Origin of the sequence: Acinetobacter sp. AG3, assembly GCF_022343575.1 — a bacterium.
GTDB classification, from domain to species: domain Bacteria; phylum Pseudomonadota; class Gammaproteobacteria; order Pseudomonadales; family Moraxellaceae; genus Acinetobacter; species Acinetobacter guillouiae.
Genome location: NZ_JAKQZD010000001.1, coordinates 4,585,385 through 4,604,428, shown reverse-complemented (window position 1 = coordinate 4,604,428; position 19,044 = coordinate 4,585,385). Strand labels below are relative to the sequence as shown.

At 39.4% G+C, this 19,044-nt stretch carries 16 protein-coding genes; 8 read left to right on the top strand and 8 right to left on the bottom strand.

The window, feature by feature from the left end; genetic code table 11:
* Positions 1–36 precede the first annotated feature (36 nt).
* Positions 37–753, top strand: a complete 717-nt coding sequence (locus L3V46_RS21510) for a nucleotidyltransferase domain-containing protein (RefSeq protein WP_239046804.1) — start codon at positions 37–39, stop codon at positions 751–753.
* 49 nt (positions 754–802) lie between these two features.
* Here the strand turns inward: L3V46_RS21510 and L3V46_RS21505 are convergent, their stop codons facing one another.
* The 4 genes from L3V46_RS21505 to L3V46_RS21490 form a co-directional block, all read right to left on the bottom strand.
* On the bottom strand, positions 803–2,104 hold the full coding sequence (locus tag L3V46_RS21505; RefSeq protein ID WP_004718863.1) for a solute carrier family 23 protein: 1,302 nt from the start codon (positions 2,102–2,104) through the stop codon (positions 803–805).
* A gap of 371 nt (positions 2,105–2,475) precedes the next feature.
* The gene (locus L3V46_RS21500; RefSeq protein ID WP_239046707.1) at positions 2,476–2,931 is read right to left on the bottom strand and encodes a hypothetical protein; all 456 of its coding nucleotides are present in this window, start codon (positions 2,929–2,931) and stop codon (positions 2,476–2,478) included.
* A 12-nt stretch (positions 2,932–2,943) separates the two neighbouring features.
* Entirely contained in the window at positions 2,944–4,248 is a 1,305-nt protein-coding gene (locus L3V46_RS21495; protein ID WP_239046803.1) for a M15 family metallopeptidase, read from the bottom strand.
* 2 nt (positions 4,249–4,250) lie between these two features.
* Positions 4,251–4,682 (bottom strand): hypothetical protein, encoded by a 432-nt coding sequence (locus L3V46_RS21490; RefSeq protein WP_004718858.1) that lies wholly within the window; start codon positions 4,680–4,682, stop codon positions 4,251–4,253.
* 63 nt (positions 4,683–4,745) lie between these two features.
* Here L3V46_RS21490 and L3V46_RS21485 point away from each other — a divergent pair, with 63 nt between their 5' ends.
* Positions 4,746–5,411 carry a hypothetical protein gene (locus L3V46_RS21485; protein ID WP_239046706.1) on the top strand — a complete coding sequence of 222 codons (666 nt, stop codon included), beginning with the start codon at positions 4,746–4,748 and terminating at the stop codon, positions 5,409–5,411.
* 41 nt (positions 5,412–5,452) lie between these two features.
* Here L3V46_RS21485 and ppc read toward each other — a convergent pair whose 3' ends face one another.
* Positions 5,453–8,143: a phosphoenolpyruvate carboxylase gene (gene ppc, locus L3V46_RS21480; RefSeq protein WP_096732458.1), complete on the bottom strand. Its 2,691-nt coding sequence runs from the start codon at positions 8,141–8,143 to the stop codon at positions 5,453–5,455.
* Between the two features lie 226 nt (positions 8,144–8,369).
* Entirely contained in the window at positions 8,370–8,990 is a 621-nt protein-coding gene (locus L3V46_RS21475; RefSeq protein ID WP_004818238.1) for a TetR/AcrR family transcriptional regulator, read from the bottom strand.
* A gap of 145 nt (positions 8,991–9,135) precedes the next feature.
* Here L3V46_RS21475 and L3V46_RS21470 point away from each other — a divergent pair, with 145 nt between their 5' ends.
* From L3V46_RS21470 to dnaJ, 4 genes are all read left to right on the top strand, one after another.
* Positions 9,136–10,236, top strand: coding sequence for an efflux RND transporter periplasmic adaptor subunit (locus L3V46_RS21470; RefSeq protein WP_239046705.1), 1,101 nt, complete (start codon positions 9,136–9,138; stop codon positions 10,234–10,236).
* A gap of 2 nt (positions 10,237–10,238) precedes the next feature.
* Complete coding sequence (locus L3V46_RS21465) at positions 10,239–13,385, top strand: efflux RND transporter permease subunit (protein WP_239046704.1); 3,147 nt, start codon at positions 10,239–10,241, stop codon at positions 13,383–13,385.
* 136 nt (positions 13,386–13,521) lie between these two features.
* On the top strand, positions 13,522–13,899 hold the full coding sequence (locus tag L3V46_RS21460; RefSeq protein ID WP_004818242.1) for a hypothetical protein: 378 nt from the start codon (positions 13,522–13,524) through the stop codon (positions 13,897–13,899).
* Between the two features lie 92 nt (positions 13,900–13,991).
* Positions 13,992–15,104, top strand: a complete 1,113-nt coding sequence (gene dnaJ, locus L3V46_RS21455; RefSeq protein ID WP_004718844.1) for a molecular chaperone DnaJ — start codon at positions 13,992–13,994, stop codon at positions 15,102–15,104.
* Positions 15,105–15,681: 577 nt separating this feature from the next.
* Here dnaJ and L3V46_RS21450 read toward each other — a convergent pair.
* Positions 15,682–15,873, bottom strand: coding sequence for a hypothetical protein (locus L3V46_RS21450; RefSeq protein ID WP_096732466.1), 192 nt, complete (start codon positions 15,871–15,873; stop codon positions 15,682–15,684).
* A gap of 289 nt (positions 15,874–16,162) precedes the next feature.
* Between L3V46_RS21450 and dapB the strand changes: the two genes are divergently transcribed.
* The gene (gene dapB / locus L3V46_RS21445) at positions 16,163–16,978 is read left to right on the top strand and encodes a 4-hydroxy-tetrahydrodipicolinate reductase (protein WP_004718838.1); all 816 of its coding nucleotides are present in this window, start codon (positions 16,163–16,165) and stop codon (positions 16,976–16,978) included.
* 57 nt (positions 16,979–17,035) lie between these two features.
* Entirely contained in the window at positions 17,036–17,686 is a 651-nt protein-coding gene (locus tag L3V46_RS21440) for an START domain-containing protein (RefSeq protein WP_096732468.1), read from the top strand.
* A 168-nt stretch (positions 17,687–17,854) separates the two neighbouring features.
* Here L3V46_RS21440 and L3V46_RS21435 read toward each other — a convergent pair whose 3' ends face one another.
* A complete protein-coding gene (locus tag L3V46_RS21435; protein ID WP_004818249.1) occupies positions 17,855–19,030 on the bottom strand; it encodes an MFS transporter in 1,176 nt (391 codons plus the stop codon).
* Between the last annotated feature and the right edge of the window lie 14 nt (positions 19,031–19,044).

Here is a 19,044-nt window from a genome sequence, read left to right as displayed (position 1 = left end):
TTGAGAAAATTTAAAAATGGATGAATGTTGCAATCAATGAGGATTCAAAAAGCATTTCAGCCCGTGCTAAAAGAGGTGATTAACGCTTTTAGTCGCAGCTTTGCCGAAGATTTACATAGTATCTATGTTTATGGCAGTGTCGCTCAAGGCATTGCAATTATCGGTCAGTCAGATTTAGACCTTTGTGTTATTTTTAAAAATAAACCTAAAAATTTAAATGAAAAGATTGCTGAAATAAGCGCAAATCTTAAGGTTTTACACCCATTTCTGCCTAAAGTTGATGTCGATATTGGTTTTCTAGACGAGGTTTTAAATAAGCATTCCTTACAAAGTTGGGGAGCATGGATCAAATTCTTTTGTCAGCATATTTATGGAGAAGATTTATCTGCACTTTTTAACGATGTTCAAATTGATCGAGATGTAATTAAGGCGATAAATAGTGGTTATGATGCTGATATACAAGGGTATTTACGCATATTAGAGGCATCTGATCAAACAGCAAAAGAATTAATCAACCTTAAAAAATCTTTAATTAAACGGATAATACGATTGCTTCCTTTGACATTGAACAATATAGAAGGATGGCCATGCAATTTAAACGATACTGTGGCACAAGCGATAGATGTATATCCTGAACAAAAAGCAGCGTTTCAATACTTGTTAAAAGAACTTGATCACCCAAATGTATCGAGTGAGACCTCTCTCCAAGAAATAAAAAACGTTTATTTGTGGATAGATGCTCACATTATATAAAAATAAAAAAAGCAGCCTTTTGGCTGCTTAAAATAGGTTAAATTTATAATTATGATTTATCTTTTAAGCTAAAGAACCAGTTGAGAATCAATGCTGCAAACGTTGCCGTACCAATACCACCCAAGTTGAAATCACCAAATTGAAGGGCAAAGTCACCCGTTCCTAAAATGATTGTTACTGCGGCAACCATCAAGTTTTTATTTTGAGAAAAATCGACTTTGTTTTCAATCCAAATCTTCGCACCCGCAATGGTAATTAAACCAAAGACCACGATTGAAGCACCTGTTAAAATCGCCGTTGGAATGGTATGAATAACTGCGCCAAATTTAGGTGAAAACCCTAAGAAAATTGCAAAAATACCCGCAATAACAAAAACAATCGTAGAATAAACACGCGTAACGGCCATTACACCAATATTTTCACCATAGGTGGTCATACCAGGTGCGCCGACACCACCAGAAAGCGTGGTTGCAATACCATCTGCAACAAAAGCTTTACCAATTTGTGGATCTAGGTTTTCGCCAGTCATGGCACTGACTGCTTTGATGTGGCCCAAGTTTTCTGCCACCAAAATTAAAGCAATCGGCGCAATAATTAACATTGCATTGAGATCAAAAACAGGTGAATGGAAAGTGGGTGTACCAAACCATGCAGCTTGTTGAATCGGCGTGAAATTAATCGGTGTTCCATTTCCCATTACATTTGCAACAATGAAATAGATCAAATAAGCCAATAACAACCCGACCAAGAGCAATAAGCGTTGTAATAGCCCTTTCGTGAATACAGCAATTGAACCCATACACAGTACAGTGACCAATGCCATCCACATATTAAAGTCATTGCCAGCGACACCTTTCACCGTAACAGGCGCAAGGTTTAAACCAATGATCATGACCACTGCACCAGTCACCACTGGTGGCATGAGCTTTTCAATCCATTTGGTCCCCGTTGCCATCACGAGCAAGCCGAACATTGCATACAACACACCACATGCCATGATCCCACCAGCAGCAACAGCTAAATTTGCATTTGGTGTACCTGTGCCTGATGCAGCATAGCCAGTTGCAGCAATCACCACCCCAATAAAGGCAAAGCTTGAACCTAGGTAACTTGGAACACGACCACCCGTAACAATAAAGAATAAGATGGTACAAATCCCTGACATTAAAATGGCAAGGTTTGGGTCAAAGCCCATTAAAAAGGGTGCGAGTACAGTTGCGCCAAACATGGCAAATGCGTGTTGAATCCCTAAAACGACACTTTGCGCAGGAGGTAAATACTCATTGGTACCGACAGGTCTTGCATCAATGCTGCCAGAATAAGGACGCCATTTGGGAAACCAGTTGGACATAAATTGAGCACTCAAAAAACAAATTGGACACATCATACGCTTTCTTTTCGAGAGTTTTAATCATTTTAGTCAAACTAAGCACTTGCATTTATTAGGGAAAATTGATGTTTTGTACCATTCGGTCAAATATTTGAATAATGTTAGTGCGTAAAATCAAAGTATTAAAAAATATAAATATAAAAAAGAAGAATAATTCAGGATTTTGTAACTGCTTAAATTTTTTCCATTCAAATTGAGATTTTTTTGCAATTGTTGATGAATTAGGCATTTTATTTGTGTGAAGTTGCTTTTAAATTAATAGCGAGTTAATTAACATTAGTCAGTGTCAGCATAATTAAATAAGATTATTAATAGTTTGATCTTAATCATCCTTAACATTGATTTAATGTGTTTTTATTCATTTTTTTCCGATATAAAATGAAATCTTCTTTTAGGCCTTGTTGTACATCTTTACCATTTAAATAATCGCTATATTTGATTTTTTTAGATTTTATCTTTGCATCATCATCTAAAAAAATGGAAAAAAAACTTTGTTTTGAACTACGCAACATTATTCTTTTTTTAAAATATATGACATCCTCGTACCCACCAAAGTTAGATTCATTATCTAATCTAGAAACAACAATACATTCTCCACCATCTGCTTTATAAAAATTAGCATATTTAGTAAGTACCACTCCATTTTCATATATAGCGGGTATTGTGATTGACTGTAATAATTTATAAGTTTTTGCTATTTCTTCACCAGTATAGAGTTTTTGTTTTGCCTCGACATTTGTGCTTATCAGAAAGAAAACTATAGTTAAAAGTCTAAAAAATATATGCAAGAGTGTCTCCTTTTAAAAAATTAATTTCTTGTAATTACTCACACCCAGTTTTAACAGCTGTGGTTTCAAGTTACGCCATGTTTTTCCATTGGGATGTAATTCAAAATGTGGGTAATCTGGCCCGTTTTTTGTTTTAAATCGACCTCCCCATACTAAGCCTAATTGCTCCCCAATTAAACCTAATGCCTTACTATCAGCTATAGACTGTTTGCCGTCTGAAAGATAAGTGATTTTACTATTTCTCACGGATACAATATCTATAGCTAAACCATATTGGTGATAGCTTTGTAATGGCCCTGCATTTGTTACACCTCCAGACAAAGAACCTTGAGCAGCAGGGCTTCTGTATCCATCTGTAATAACCCAAGTGATGCCAAGCTGTTCATATGCTGTATTTATCAATTCAATAACATAGGGTTGGTAAGTAGCATGTAACTCAGCAATTCGCGCTAAAGTCCTTTTGTAATGCTTTTCTCCTCCACATGCCTCTGGTAATAAGCCACTAGTATTGACAGGATCAGGTGCTTCCACTTCAGCCACAGGAGATTCTTCTTTGTTTTGAGAAGCATTCTGTTTTACTTTTGGTGGCGTAGACGTCTTATCTTTCTTGCTCTCAACTTTGGCTTTTGCTTGAGTGAGCCCTACTTTACGCTCATAGACTTTTAACTTTTGGTTCTCACGGAGATGATCATCGCTTAGCCCATTAAGCTTTTTAATTTCATCGACCGTATTAGCTGTAAGCTTTGCAATTAAAGTTAATGTATCTTTGTACTGAACCACAATGATCGTGGTTTTTTCTTGCTGACGAGGTTTTGTTTCTACTGGCTTAGTTTTATTTTCAGATGTTGCTGTTTTTTTGGCAGGGATTTTTAGCACTTGCCCAGGATGAATATCTGTATCACTTTTTAAATTATTTATTTTGATCAATTCTGATGTCGTTGTTTGATTATCATTCGCTATTCGAGATAAATAATCACCTTCAGCCACAATATAGGTTGATCTTAGATAAGTACCAGTTGCCACATCCTTTGTAGAAAGATTCAAGCCTTTCAGTAAAACTTTTGGGCTACGAACAATAAAAATTGTTTTTTCTCCAACCAGCTGTATTTTGACTTTAGATTGATATTCCCCAGATGTACTACTCCTGATCCTCACATCAATCATTGTGCCTATTGGTCGTTTAAACCAAACAGATTCACCACTGGTAGGAGTAACATGATCAGATATAAGAGAAGCCCCCACCCAAAGTTGATGGACTAATCCTTGAATAGGTTGTTCTAATGCATCAAGAAATTTAATATTTGCTAAGCAATCCATCATTAAACCTCTTGATCATGCTGGTCATGTGAACGGCATAGGTATTCAAACGCGTCCTCATCGTCAAGACCATCATCTACAGACACGGTCCAATCTTCTTCTGTACCAATGAGAATATCGTAGTCATCATTATGGTCCGAGCTTAGTCTTTGGGTTCGTCCATGCTGATCCAGTGTCCCTGAAACATAGGTGTTATTTTTATTATTGATGAGTTTATATTTCACATTAGAAAAATCAGTCTGGTAAAAAAGATCATAAAAATCCCATTTATTACTAAATAGAGTCTCTTCTTTTAAGATAGGAAGTGTTGGAATTTCAGCTTTAACACGACTTCCCGTTTTAAACTGATGTTGCCCGGCAAAAACTTTAAAATCATTTGGTGTTTTAATTGTTATGCCATTTTTTGAAATGATGATTTGTGAACCACCAGCCATGACTATACCATTTATTAGTTTGTTGATATTATATGTTTAGCATATCTTACAAAAATGAACAATATGACTTTTATCATTGCTATACAACTTGAGGATGGTGTAGTGGTTGCTGTAGATAACAAAAACATTCAATTAAAAGATAAAAATATCAATGATTTTGAGGAATATGACGATGTAAAGTTGTATGGGTGGGATGGCGGTGTTATCACGGGAACGGGTGAAATGTATGTCATTGATAAAGCAATAAGACTTTTTATTAATAATGCTGAATCTGATCTTAAAAAATTACCAGAATGTTTAAATATATCCAGACAAATTCGTGAAATGGAGGTTGGTCAGCATGAGCAAATCCAATCATCCAAATTGCTCTATTCAAGCTTTAGTGATTCAGGTGCAAAAATTTTTGCGGTTGAATGTGATGAAACAGGCGTTTATCGAACTCGTGAATTTCAAAATAACGATGTAATCGTTTGGTTTTTTAACCAAAATATTCAGGAAATAACGCAAGATTTAAACAACTTGTATAGCAATGCACGAAGTTATAGTTCTTTTGAGCAACAAGCAGATGGGTTTAATTATTACCTTCATCCTATTGCAGAAATTTTCTATAAACAAAGTCAAGTCGATACTTGGATGAGTAGCAGTTTTAATATTTGCTTCCAAACAAGAAACCAATGCTTTTCTGCCTATATCCATAATCAAAGAAATGAATTTATCAAGGGTCACTAAGTTGAAGGGGTACCTATGTACCCCTTCAAAGAAACTTGAACTTAACCCGTATTACGTAAACCGGCCGCAATACCAGCAATACTGACCATCAGTGCATGATCTACAGGGGTATGCTCCGCCTGACATTCAGCCAAATATGCACGACGACGCTTCATCAATTCGGCTTGTAATAAATGCAAGGGTAATAAATACGGCTTACGTACTTTCATGGCTTGATCAAGCACATCATTGGAACTTAACAGCTGCGATTCACCTTTCATCGCCAACAGGGTTTGTACTGCATCATGCAAGCGTTGACGTAATTCAGCACCAAGTACTTTTAAGTCTTCATCATCGGTAAGATGAGATTCATAATACAGTGCAATATTTGAGTCGGCTTTAGAGAGAACCATTTCCAACATATCAATTAAGGTTTGGAAATAAGGCCATTCCGTTAACATTTCATCCAATACCGCTTTTTGACCTTGATCAATCACTTGGTTGATCGCTGCGCCAGTACCCAGCCAAGCAGGAAGCATTAAACGAATTTGGGTCCAGGCAAAAACCCAAGGAATGGCACGTAAAGATTCGATCCCACCACTGACTTTACGCTTCGCAGGGCGTGAACCAAGCGGCAACATTTGTAACTCAAGCTCAGGGGTGACGGTGCGTAAATATTTAACAAAATGAGGATTTTCACGCACGGTCTGACGATATACCTGAACAGATAAATCCGTCATGCTGTGCATCAAATCTCGCCATGCTTGTTTTGGCACAGGGGGTGGTAATAATGTCGCTTCTAAGGTCGCAGCAGCATAAATTTCCAAATTTTGTAAGGCAATTTCTTCTAGACCAAATTTAAAGCGAATCATTTCACCTTGTTCAGTCACACGGATTGCACCTGAAATTGAGCCCGGCGGTTGAGAAAATAATGCTTGTTGGGTTGGTGCACCACCACGACTGATTGAACCACCACGACCATGAAACAAGGTCAGTTGAACGCCATGTTGTTTGGCAATTGCAGTCAGCTCTTCTTGCGCACGATACTGGGCCCAGTTTGCGGACATAAAACCAGCATCTTTGGCAGAATCCGAATAGCCAATCATGACTTCGTGCTTAGCTTGGATATGCTGTTTATACCAGTGCATATTGAACAGGGTACTCATGGTACTTGCCGCACCATCCAAGTCTTTCAAGGTCTCAAATAAAGGAACAACGCGTAATGGATGCTCAATTCCCGCTTCTTTTTGCAGTAACAATACCGCCAAAACATCACTTGGATATTCCGCCATTGAAATGATATAAGCACCTAAGCTTTCTTTGGGTTGTTCAGCCAAAGTACGCATGGTTGCAAAGACTTCTTGAACATCTGGGTTTTCAATCAGACTACCTGAAGGCTCATTTAAATGTTTAGGCAATAATGGGCGTTTGCTTTGTAATTCTTGCAATAAGAAGTTCTGACGCGCTTGTTCTGTCCATGTCTCAAAATTACCCAAACCGAGATATTCGGTAATTGCTGAGATGGCTTGACGATGACGGCCTGACTCTTGGCGAATATCCAGTTTAAGCAATTCAATACCAAAACAATTTACTCGATAGATAAAGTCGAGCAATTTACCATTGGCAATCTCAGGTAAATTACATGCCATCAGTGAACGATAGCAAAGTAATAACGGTTGTAATAATTCATCTTTATGGCGAATGATTAAACTGCGATCTACATCTGAATGCTGACCACGTAATTTATCTGCTAACCATTGACGGGTTGCTTTGAGGCGTTCACGGGTCGCACGCAAATATTCACGGTAAGGTTCAGGATGGCTATAACCCAAAGCTTGAAGTAGCTCATTGGAATAGGCTTCAATCGAGAGTTCCCAACGAAGATCTTCAATATCACGCACATAAAGGTCAGCCGCTTTCCAGCGTGACAACCACAAAACTTCTTGAGTAATGTTATGGGTGACATTCGGATTACCATCACGGTCACCCCCCATCCAAGATGCAAAACGAATTGGAGAAATATCCAAAGGCAAAGCTTTTGCACAATTGTCCTGAACGAGGTCATCCAATTCACGGATGAATTTTGGAACCGCATTCCATAATGTCTGTTCAATCGTGGTAAAACCCCATTTTGCTTCATCTATCGGGGTTGGGCGATGCTGACGGATTTCGTCAGTTTGCCATGCAGAACAGATCAGTTGTTTTAAATCGGTTAACACATCTGCACGTTGCTTAGGTGTCAGTTTTTGCTGATCAAAAGTAGACAGGCAATGATTAATGCCATCATATTTTTGGATTAAAGTACGACGACTGACTTCGGTTGGATGCGCCGTGAGAACCAATTCAATTTTTAATTCACAAATTTGTTTATAGAGCGTTTCTGCTGAAATTTGCTGATCTTTGAATTTGCTAAATAAATGATCCAGCACATTGGGTGATGGTGAATTTTCATCGCACTCACTTTGACGACGACTACGCACAACGTGATATTGTTCAGCAATATTGGCAAAATTTAGAAAGTGTGAAAAGGCGCGGGTGAGTGGCAGAATTTCATCATCTTTTAAATTTAAAAATAATTGTTCAAGTTGTTTTTCTGCTTCAATTTGACCATCTCGAGCGCCTTTACCTAAAGCCCGAATTTGTTCAATTTGATTAAACAAATCTTGTCCTGCATGTTCCTTTAGCGTTTCGCCTAAAAGGTTTCCGAGTAAGCGTACATCTTCACGCAGCGGAGCATCAATTTGTTGAACCATTTGTTACTCTCCAGTTCTTGTTATCTCGAATATAACGTGATTCCACCACAATCCAAGTGACTCCCTACAAAAGTATGTAAATGACTGTGCAAGAAGTCGACTTTGACTTAATTTTAATTTGGATATTTAGCTTTAGTTTTTGCCCTTTTGATATCAACAAGCCTATGCGATATGCATTGAGTATGCCTTAAACAACACTTGGGCATTATTTTGGTTTTAAATAATTTCAGTTGGCTTTATATTTCATCATAAATAAATCAATACTTTCGGTGATGATTTGTTGTTTTTCATCTTCCGTAGGAATTTGGCGGATCCCCAATAAAACCTCGTGGTGTCGAACACCCAATAATAATGACAGAATCAGGTTGATTTGTTTTTCAATGTTATCTGCTTGAATAAATTTAAGCGTGCCCGCTTGTTGGAAAAAATCTTGCCAGACTGCACACATTCTTTGATGGGAAGAATTATAAAACTGTAAAGCCAAAGGATTTTTCTCTGCGGCAAGTTCTAACAACAAATGCTCAAGTTTAATGGCTTCAGGTAGGCTAATGACAGTGAGTGCCAACTCGCACGCCTGAAAAAAATGCGCATAAAAATCACTTTGAAGATTGAGTCGTAATGGTCGAGCATCGATAGACGCTTCACAGGTTGCTTCAATGGCGCAGCAAAATAAAGTTTCTTTATCTTGAAAATGGTTATATACCGTCAGCTTTGTGACGCCTGCTTCTTTGGCAATTTGGTTCATGCTTGAACCATGATAACCCAATTTTAGAAATAGCTTTTTGGCGGCTTCCAAAATGTGTTTCCGTTTTTCTAAGTCCTTTGGACGTCCAGCGGTTGTTTGCACAATAATTTCCAAAAAAAAATAGGTTAATTACTCTATACACGATTCACAATTACTGTACCATGCAGTATATTAATTAAAAAATGAGCAAATAAATATACTCATTCTATTTTGCCCGAAAAAATGCATTTGATTAAGAGCCTTGCCTATGCGTAGTTTAAATTTAATGATCACGAGCCTATTGGTATTGTGTAGTGTAACAATAGTGGGGTGTAGCAAACCAGCACCTGAAGCGGAACAAATTCCCTTGGTGATGGTCACCCAGCCTGCAACATCACATGAAGATCAAAAAAGTTATGCGGGGGATGTTCAAGCCCGACAGCAAACAGCATTGGCATTCCGTGTCGGGGGACAAATTACAGAACGCTATGTCGATGTTGGGGCTCGTGTCAAAGTAGGGCAAGTCTTAGCAAAGCTTGATGTGAAAGATGCCCAGCTACAGTTGAACTCAGCCAAAGCACAACTTGAAAGTGCGCAATCTGCGGCCAAGGCTGCAGCAGATGAATTTAAACGCTTTCAGCAGCTCTTACCGATCAATGCTGTGAGTCGCTCACAATATGATTCAGTCAAAAATCAATATGATGCTGCCCAGGCAAGTTTAAAACAAGCCCAATCTAATTATGATGTGAGCGCCAATCAAACAGGTTATAACCAATTGATTGCCAATAAAAATGGGGTGATTACCCAACGTAATATTGAAACTGGGCAAGTGATTTCAGCAGGGCAGGCGGCGTACCAACTGGCGATTGATGGTGATCGTGAAGTGGTGATAGGTGTACCTGAACAAGCCATTGCAGAGATTAAAGTCGGTCAAAATGCATGGGTGACTTTATGGTCTAAACCTCAAAATAGATTTGCTGCCTATGTTCGAGAAATTTCTCCAGCAGCCGATCAATCACGTACATTTATGGTTAAAGTGGCTTTAAAAGAAGGGCAGTCCGCAATTCAACTTGGGCAAAGTGCGCGGGTATTCTTTAATCAAAATATTCAAAATGTATTGAGTGTGCCTTTATCTAGCGTCTCAGCAAATAATAATCAAGCCTATATTTGGGTGGTGAATCCAGACCAAACGATTGCTAAAGTTTCAGTGACTCTGGGCAGCTATGGTCGTGACAGTGTTACTGTCGTGAAAGGGTTAAATCCTGGGCAATGGGTGGTTGTAGGAGGGGTACATTTACTTCGTGAAAAGCAAAAAATAAAACCGGTAGACCGTGAAAATCGTGCTGTAACTGTTCAAAAAGGAGCATGATCATGAGTCCATTTAACGCCTTTAACTTGTCAGAATGGGCACTCAAAAATAAAGGATTAGTACTTTATTTTATGATCCTATTGGGTATTGTTGGGCTATTTTCCTATTCAAAACTCTCTCAGAGTGAAGATCCACCCTTTACTTTTAAAGTCATGGTGGTACAAACCTATTGGCCTGGTGCAACAGCTCAAGAGGTTTCTTTACAAGTTACCGATAAAATTGAAAAAGAACTGATGAGCACAGGGCTCTATGACAAGATTATGGCTTACTCGCGTCCGGGTGAGTCTATGGTCATGTTTATGGCAAAAGACTCATTAAAGTCTAACCAAATTCCAGATGTTTGGTATCAAGTGCGTAAAAAAGTAGGCGATATCAAAACACAGTTACCTTCTGGTGTTCAGGGGCCGTTCTTTAATGATGAATTTGGTGACACCTTCGGCAATATCTATGTCTTAACAGGCAAAGATTTTGATTATGCAACGTTAAAAGAATATGCAGATCGTTTACAGCTTCGCTTACAACGGGTAAAAGATGTCAGTAAAGTCAATCTGGTGGGTCTACAAGATCAAAAAATCTGGATTGAGCTTTCCAACACCAAAGCTGTGCAAATGGGCGTACCAGTTACTGCAATTCAAGAAGCCTTGGCAAAGCAAAACAGTGTGACCAGTGCAGGCTTTTTTGAAACAGGCACTGACCGTATTCAAGTGCGAGTCAGTGGTGCTTTAAAAAGTGTCGATGATTTGAAAAAAATGCCCTTGTTGGTGGGAAATCGAACCATTCAACTGGGTGATGTTGCTGACGTTTATCGTGGATTTAGTGAGCCAGCACAACCTCGCATGCGTTTTATGGGCGAGAATGGAATTGGTTTAGCGGTTTCTATGCGTAAAGGTGGTGACATCATCGCATTGGGTAAAAACCTAGAAACTGAATTTAAAACCTTACAAAAATCACTGCCTTTAGGTATGGAACTGAAAAAAGTTTCAGATCAGCCAGTGGCTGTTCAACGCAGTATTCATGAATTTGTCAAAGTTCTTGCAGAAGCGGTCATTATTGTTTTATTGGTGAGCTTTTTTTCGCTGGGTTTCCGTACAGGTTTGGTGGTGGCATTTTCAATTCCACTGGTGCTTGCGATGACTTTTGCAGGCATGAATTTATTTGATGTTGGCTTGCATAAGATTTCTCTAGGGGCCTTGATTCTGGCCTTAGGGTTATTGGTCGATGATGCCATCATTGCCGTCGAAATGATGACCATCAAAATGGAGCAAGGCTATAGCAGGATGAAGGCAGCTGGTTTTGCATGGACCAGTACCGCATTTCCGATGCTGACAGGAACATTAATTACCGCAGCAGGTTTTTTACCTATAGCTACAGCCGCATCAAGCACAGGGGAATATACCCGTTCAATTTTCCAAGTGGTGACCATTGCCTTAATTGTTTCATGGATTGCTGCTGTGGTTTTTGTTCCTTATCTAGGCGATAAGTTACTTCCAGATTTTAACAAAGTGCCACAAAAAGCACCGTGGTATCAGCGTCTTCTCGCAAGATTACGAAAGCAACCAGAACCTCAGCCCGTGATTCATCATACTGGTGAGCATTTTGATCCATATCAATCTAAATTTTATCAAAGCTTTAGAAAATTGGTGAACTGGTGTGTGACTTATAGAAAAACCGTCATTTCAATTACGGTTGGGGTTTTTGTTCTGTCTGTGGTGATGTTTAAGTTTGTACCCCAACAATTTTTCCCGTCTTCAAACCGTGCCGAAATTTTGGTCGATTTAAAATTGGAAGAAGGTGCATCACTGACTGCAACTGAAGATGCCGTGAAGAAAGTCGAGGCATTTTTATCCAAGCAAAAGGGTATTGATAATTATGTAGCTTATGTAGGAACAGGGACACCACGTTTCTATCTGCCTTTAGATCAACAGATGCCACAAGCCAGTTTTGCACAATTTGTGGTTTTAGCATCGTCACTGGATGATCGTGATGAAATTCGTAAATCCTTAGATACGCAAATTCGCCAATTATTGCCACAGGTACGTATCCGTGTCTCTTTATTAGAGAATGGTCCTCCAGTCGGCTATCCATTGCAATTTCGTGTATCGGGTGAAGACATTGCAATTGTTCGTCAGAAGGCGCAAAAAGTTGCTCAACTGGTGAGTGAAAATCCAAATACCGCAAATGTTCATTTGGACTGGGGTGAGCAAAGTAAAATCATTTCGTTGGTGATTGATCAAGACCGTGCCCGTCAAATGGGTGTGACCTCAGAAGATTTGGCGAATTTTTTAAACAGTTCAATATCGGGTGCAATTATCAATCAATATCGTGAAAAACGTGAGCTGATTGATGTTCGTATCCGCGGTGATCAGGCTGAACGTGTCAATGTTGAAGCATTATCTAGTCTTGCTGTTCCAACAAGTAAAGGCACCACTGTATCTTTGGCGCAAATCGCTACACTTCAATATAAATTTGAAGATGGTTTGATTTGGCACCGCAATCGTTTACCGACCATTACTGTACGGGCAGATATTCGGACCAAGTTACAGCCTGCAACCGTGGTCAATGAGCTGGCTGAAAAAATGGATCAGCTTCGTACAACCTTACCAAGTGGTTATTTGTTAGAAGTTGGTGGCGCGGTAGAGGAGTCGGCAAAAGGGCAAACTTCTGTAAATGCAGGGATGCCATTATTCCTTGCGGTGGTATTTACTTTGCTGATGTTGCAGTTAAAGAGTATCTCGCGCTCATTCATTGTATTTTTGACAGCGCCGCTAGGTTTAATTGGGGTGGTATTATTCCTGCTCTTATTCAATAAGCCTTTTGGTTTTGTGGCGATGCTGGGCACCATTGCATTATCTGGAATGATTATGCGTAACTCACTGATTTTGATTGATCAGATCGAACAAGATATTCGAGCTGGGCAGAATCAATGGGATGCGATTTTGGATGCTACAGTTCGTCGATTCCGTCCCATTATTCTGACCGCCTTGGCAGCGGTATTGGCCATGATTCCGCTTTCTCGGAGTATTTTCTTTGGACCAATGGCAGTGGCTATTATGGGTGGTTTAATTATTGCGACACTTTTAACGTTATTTTTCTTGCCAGCGTTGTATGCGACTTGGTTTAAGATTAAAAAAACTACAGAAAATACATAAATTGTTGAGAATATTAGGTGCGAAAAATTGAAAACTTCAATATAGTAGCACTTAATCTTTAACAGAAAATAACATAGGAAATTTTATTGCATAATAAGTAAATCGGTATGCAATAAATTTGAGGTCAAAAACACCCATGGGGCAAACAAATCCAGAACAGCATCGTAAATTTATTACGAGCTCTTATTTGTTTATGTTTCTTGCATTGTTTACGGTGATTACAGCCGTGTTGGCTTATTGGTTAGCACGTAAAGTAGCAGTGGCAGATAATGCAGAGGTATGGATACATGCGCAAGCGTTGTGGATTATGCGCAATGCTCTCATTTTTTTGATTTTGGCAGCCTTTGCTGCGCTATGGTTTATTCCGTTAATCTTTTTCTATTGGGACAGTTTCATTTGGGTAAAAGCGTGCACTGTGGCTGGTGTGGTATTTAGTGCCATTGCATGGTTATATTTACTCAATATATGGCTCAAAGGTTTTACTAAATATTTACAGAAAAAAGCTGTTTTTTAAAAAAAACTACATTTCACGCTTGTAAAAAATAACATCGCCCCCAATTTACTCTGCATAGAAGTATTATCAAATTTTGTGGAGCATCGCCAATCATGGCTAAACGTGATTATTATGAGGTTTTAGGTGTTGCTAAAACCGCTAGTGATGATGAAATTAAAAAAGCCTACCGTAAGTTGGCGATGAAGTATCATCCAGATCGTAATCCTGACAACTCAGAAGCTGAAGAAAAGTTTAAAGAATGTGCGGAAGCATATGAAATTCTTTCTGACGGTGAAAAACGTAGCATGTACGACCGTATGGGTCATAACGCCTTTGAAGGTGGTATGGGCGGCGGTGGCTTTGGTGGTGGTTTCAGCGCCGAAGACATTTTCAGTCAGTTTGGTGACATCTTCGGTGGCGCTTTTGGCGGTGGTGGCCGTGGTCAGCAACGTGCGCGTCGTGGTTCCGACCTGCGTTATGTCATGGAATTAACACTCGAAGAAGCGGTGCGAGGCGTTAAGAAAACCATTACCTTTACTGCCCCAGCACCTTGTGATGTGTGTGATGGTAAAGGTTCAAAAAATCCAAATGATGTAGAAACCTGTAAGACTTGTCATGGTGCAGGTCAAGTGCGTATGCAACAGGGCTTCTTCTCTGTTCAGCAGACATGTAGTACCTGTCGTGGACAAGGTAAAATTATTAAAAATCCATGCAGCAAATGTCATGGTTCAGGTGTATCAGATCGTCAGCAGACCCTTGAAGTTACTATTCCTGCAGGTGTTGATAATGGTGATCGCGTTCGCTTAACAGGTAAAGGTGAAGCGATCCGTGATGGTCAATCTGGTGATTTATACGTTGAAGTCGTAGTGCGTGAGCACGATATCTTCCAACGTGATGGTGCAGACTTATATATGGATGTACCTGTTAGTATCGCAGATGCTGCTTTAGGTAAAGAACTTGAAATTCCAACATTGGATGGCCGTGTCAGTTTGAAAGTGCCTGAAGGTACACAAACCGGTAAAATGTTCCGACTACGTGGTAAAGGGGTAAAACCTGTACGTAGCAGTATGCAAGGTGACTTACTTTGCCGTATTGTGGTGGAAACACCTGTACATTTGACCAGCCGCCAACGTGAGCTATTGAAAGAACTTCAAGCCACGATGGAAAGTGATGACAATAAATCGTCTCCGAAGAAAAAATCTTTCTTCGATCGTTTATTTGACTAATTGAGTTTAGACCTTTTCATTTAGCAAGCTAAACATTGAAGATGTAAAAACGGAGCAACAGATCTTGTTGCTCCGTTTTTTTATTTTGATGCTTGATCTGATGGTGATAAATCAAATTCGTTGTCATCTGGGGCCGCATCTATTGAATTATCATCTTGGGGGAGTACACCGCGGGATGTGTTGCTGGTGTCGATGATTCCGATGTTGGGGCAGGAGTGGATGTAGGCGTTGTGTCTTCGGCCCAAACGAGTGAAACAGTTGTTGTCATCACCAATCCTAAAATGATTTTTTTGAGTTGCATGGTATTTCCTTTGATATTTGCTTTTTATGATTGCATCCAAGCGCTTTTAGTTTAATAGATCTGAAAAATTTAATTTTTACTTTTTAGTTATTTTTAGCTGTAATTTAATATACATTTCAATAAATTTTTAGATGATTTAAAAAATAATATAGCTGTTAATGTTTAGCGATAAAGCTTGATTTTTATGATGATGATTACAATTGAATTGAGTTATTTTTAAAAAAGACAGGTTGAAGATATTGGACATACCTTCAACCGCTGAAAAATAGGTGCTTATTACTCGATGATCGGTGCATCAATATCTTCAACACGAACTTCTGTTTGAGGTTCAGATGCTGTGCTGCTATTGGATTGAACAAGTGTTTTTTCTTCAGTTGTTGCTGATGTTGTTGTCGGCGCTGATTCAGCCCAAACATTTGTCATCATCATGCCGAGTACTAGAGCGAAAGCCATTTTATTCGAATGCATATTGATCTCCTTATAAGCCATATTCTTTTCATTCGTGGCATGTAGTCTGCTGTGGGATTCTTGCATTTTGATGAAATAAATTTGAAAAGTTGTAAATTTTTCAAAGTTTTACCGATATATTTTATAAAATTAATCTATTTATTCGTTCAGGCTATTCCGGACCAATGAGCGCATCAGATCCCAAAGCAAGCAAAAAGATCACAGTATTTTTTTATATTGAAACGTCGTCTTAGAACCGAGTTTTGTTATAGTAGAGCCAAATTTTCAAATTCAGATTTAGGAAGATCGTATGTCAGCAGCTCCGCGCATTGGTATTGTAGGTGCAGGTGGCCGTATGGGCCGTACATTGATTCAAGCTGTACAACAAGCAGGTTTTCAACTTGCTGCTGCAGTAGAGCGCCCAGAAAGCACATTAATTGGTGCAGATGCAGGAGAGCTTGCAGGAATTGGTGCTGTGGGGATTAAAGTGGTTGGCAACTTGGAAGAGATCCTCAAAGATGTGGATGTGGTAATTGATTTTACTGCGCCTGTTGCAACTGAACATAATTTAAAACTATGCAGTGCTGCTGGTGTTGCAATGGTGATTGGTACAACTGGTTTCTCGGATCAACAAAAAGAGCTATTAAATCAATCTGCGACTCAGACACCGATTGTTTATGCGGCAAATTATTCAGTGGGTGTGAATGTTTCGATTAAATTACTTGAGCTGGCAGCTAAAGTATTTGGCGATACTGTGGATATTGAAATTATTGAAGCACATCACCGTCATAAAGTAGATGCACCATCAGGTACTGCTCTGATGATGGGTGAAGCTGTTGCTGACACACTGGGTCGTGATTTAAAGAAAGTTGCTGTCTATGGTCGTGAGGGACATACAGGTCCACGTGAACGTGAAACCATTGGCTTTGAAACGATTCGTGGTGGTGATATTGTGGGCGAACATACAGTGATGTTTATTGGCGAAGGTGAGCGTGTAGAAGTGACACACAAAGCCACGAATCGTATGAATTTTGCTGCTGGTGCTGTACGTGCAGCCGCTTGGGTTGTCGGCAAAGATGCAAAAAAATACGATATGAAAGACGTTTTAGGCTTAAATGATATTTAAGCTTAAAATCTGATGCGATAGAATTAAAACAATTAGTCAAATTTTGAACATTCAAAAATGAAAAAAACAGTGATGTTATTTGCTTGTGTAATCAGTGCTTTTGGCCTGACTACACAAGCTGCTTTACCAAGCAATGCCAAATTGAGTTTGAATAAAAATAACATTCAGGTATGGACATACAAGGATGCCAGTAATTCTGTGTTGTCTTATAAAGCTGAAACAACATTAGACGTACCGATTGATCGTGCTGTTGCTTTGGTATTGGATGTCAAAAACTCACCGAAATGGGTCCCCAATGTTGCCAAAGCTGAAGTGTTATCTCGCGATGATAAAAAAGGTGAATTCAGCATTTATATGGTTTTAGATTTTCCCTTTCCGTTAAAAGATCGTGATATGGTGGTCAAAGGAACCATGTCTAAAGATGCAAATGGCAGTATTTTTATTAAAAATTCTGCGATTCAGCAAGGTAAAGCACTGAATCCTGATTATGTGCGTTTAAAAGATTATTCAGGTGATTGGACCTTTCAAAAACTGGGTGCCAATAAAGTCAAAGTCATTACCTCTGGACACGCCAATCCAGAAGGCTCTATTCCTGCAAGCTTAACCAATATTTTGGTCGAACAGCAGCCTTATCAGATGTTGCAGAAAATGAAAACAGAATTGGCAAAGAATAAACCCTTTGCAGCTTTGCCTGATATTTTAAAATAGACGTTGTTTGATCAATAATCCTGAAGCAGACCCTATTGACGAAACAACTTTATATTCGAAAAAATAATGCTTAGCAGATCTTTCCATTTAACTATTGAAAGTAACCTTTCTTAAGGTATTGATGTAGAAAGAAAGGTTACTTGCAGTCTTTGTCACGATTGTTAATCGCTAGGCTGAATGGCTATATTGTTGTACAGGTGCTTTATTCATTTTCATTTGAATAAAAACCAGCACTAGCCCTAAAGCTGTGAGTACCGCACCTGCAATAGACACCGCAGCATAACTCATGCCCATACTCAATACTGCGCCACCAGCTGTTGCACCTAAAGCATTGCCTAAATTAAATGCCCCAATATTCACAGAGGATGCCAATCCAGGTGCTTCATGTGCAACAGACATGACACGCATCTGTAAAGGTGGGACCACTGCAAAGGCTGCTGCTCCCCAGACAATCAGTGCCAATGCTGCACCAATTTGAGTTTGAGCCAGTATAGGGAACAGCAACATGCTCACCATCAGTAACAGCAAGAAACTGGTCAATGTTTTGGTCAGTGACAAGTCTGCAAATTTCCCACCTAAGTGATTACCAATTGAAAAACCAATTCCAATCAGTACCAGCATCAAGGTAATAAACATCGGGCTTGCATGGGTGATGTTTTGTAGGCTAGGCGCAATATAGGTATAGAGGGTAAACATTGCACCTGCACTCATCACCGTGGTGAGCAATGCAAGAACCACAGGCAGCCGAGTCAGCACTTTTAATTCTGCTTTGACATCAGGACGTTGACTTGCTTTATCTTCAGGCAAGGCTTTCCATAGTGACAGCATAGTAATCACGCCGAGTAAGGCGATTGCTGCAAATGACATACGCCAGCCAATATTCTGCCCAACCCATGTGGCTAAAGGCACACCACCGATGTTGGCAATGGTGAGGCCCATAAACATGGTGGCAACTGCACTGGCTTGTTTGTCTTTAGGTACGACGCTTGTTGCAACAATGGAACCAATCCCGAAAAATACCCCATGATTGAGACTGGTCAGGATTCGAGCGGCCATTAAGCCCCAGTAATTGGGGGCAATTGCAGCAAGAATATTGCCAATGGTAAAAATAATCATGGCTAAAATAAGCGCTTTACGTCGTGGAAACCGTCCAAACCATAAGGTCATAAACGGTGCACCAATCATGACACCAAGTGCATATGCGGTGATCAGCATACCTGCGGTTGGGATTGAAATATTCAAATTTTCTGCAATTTGGGGAAGAAAACCCATAGGAGAAAATTCTGTTGTTCCTATTGCAAAAGCACCAATCGCCAATGCGAGTAAGGGAAAATTTAATTTCATGAGAAATCTCAAAT